The organism is Synechococcus sp. R6-7, from assembly GCF_047461695.1.
GTDB lineage: Bacteria > Cyanobacteriota > Cyanobacteriia > Thermostichales > Thermostichaceae > Thermostichus.
Map to the genome: position 1 here is coordinate 1 of NZ_JANSHS010000024.1, position 1,104 is coordinate 1,104.

A 1,104-nucleotide genomic window follows, 5' to 3' on the forward strand; every position below is an offset into this window, starting at 1 on the left:
GAGGGTGGGGAATTCCGCGCGTTTTGTTAACTGCAACGACACCTAAGTTTCGGGCTAGCTGAGATAGAGCGCTTTGGCGATATAAACAAAAGCAAAAACTCAATCTGAAACAGCACTAAAACAGTAAAGCCACCTGTACCTGGGTGATTAAGGGGCGGATAAACTCCAACTCTCCAGGAGCCAAATGGTCTCTCAGCTCTTGCTGGAAAATCCGATAGGCAACCTCATAAACCCTCTGCAGTCCGTACAGGCGCACCTCTTCCTCCATCCACTCGAGCAGCCGCTCTTTCAGGAGGTTTTCGTCCTGCAGCAACATGGCCATAGCGCTGTGACGCAGCAGCAACAGCAGGTGTCGCCGGCACAGATCCAACACTTGGGGAGAAAGGTCGGGCATCTCCTTTTGCAGGGCATCTAGGGTTTTGCTCACCACCTGGCTCTCCCGTTCCCGCAAAACTCGGTACACATGTTGTCGTTTTGGCCAGCCGAGAACATAGGCCTTCAGATGCTCCAGCTCCTCTGGTTTGAGGTAGCGGGCTTCCGACTCGATCAGCATCTGCTCCAAGGGGCTTACCATCTCGCTTCTCCCGGAGGTCGGTGGGTGCTAGGAGATTCAAAACAGGCTGAACAGATCCGCCAAGGTGATCTGCTCTTCTTCCGGCTCGGGTTCCGGTGCTGCCGACAGGGATCCCAGAGAATGCGCAGCCAAACTCAGGGGATCCCCCGCCCAGGGGATGGAACCAAAATGCTCCCGCACTTGCAGAAAAGGCATTGGCAGAGAGCGCATCTGTAGGGGGCGGTTATCCCAATTTAGACGGGCAAAAAAGCTTTGCACCGAATCCTCTAAAGTAATCTTCCAGGTCATGCCTTAGCTACTCCCTGACCTGAACGCAATTTTTGGGCAATTTCGCTGGCACTGGCCCCTTCGTTCAGCCAGAAGGCAGCCGCATCAATGCGATCTTTGCTGCCGAGCAAAAACTTGCAGTAGCTTTCCCCCATAGAATAGCACTGGATCTCGATGCAGTTGAGCTGCCGTTCCACCATGGTGCTAAAAAAGCCGGCAAATAATCCGGCGTAAAGATGACAGACAGGTTTGCCCACATCCCC

Annotated in this window: 3 protein-coding genes; all 3 read right to left on the reverse strand. The window is 53.8% G+C overall.

Features of this window, described 5'->3' with window-relative positions; translation table 11 throughout:
• Positions 1-115 precede the first annotated feature (115 nt).
• The gene (locus tag NW815_RS00875) at positions 116-574 is read right to left on the reverse strand and encodes a hypothetical protein (RefSeq protein WP_041436599.1); all 459 of its coding nucleotides are present in this window, start codon (positions 572-574) and stop codon (positions 116-118) included.
• A gap of 36 nt (positions 575-610) precedes the next feature.
• Positions 611-862: a hypothetical protein gene (locus NW815_RS00880; RefSeq protein WP_414408155.1), complete on the reverse strand. Its 252-nt coding sequence runs from the start codon at positions 860-862 to the stop codon at positions 611-613.
• Positions 859-1,104 (reverse strand): V4R domain-containing protein (locus NW815_RS00885; RefSeq protein ID WP_414415621.1); only part of this gene is annotated, 246 nt, incomplete at its 5' end. The genes NW815_RS00885 and NW815_RS00880, both read right to left, overlap by 4 nt.

What these genes read in the sequence shown, in the direction of transcription:
- NW815_RS00875 (WP_041436599.1), bottom strand. Translation starts at nt 574, where the DNA reads ATGGTAAGCCCCTTGGAGCAGATGCTGATCGAGTCGGAAGCCCGCTAC.
- NW815_RS00880 (WP_414408155.1), bottom strand. Translation starts at nt 862, where the DNA reads ATGACCTGGAAGATTACTTTAGAGGATTCGGTGCAAAGCTTTTTTGCC.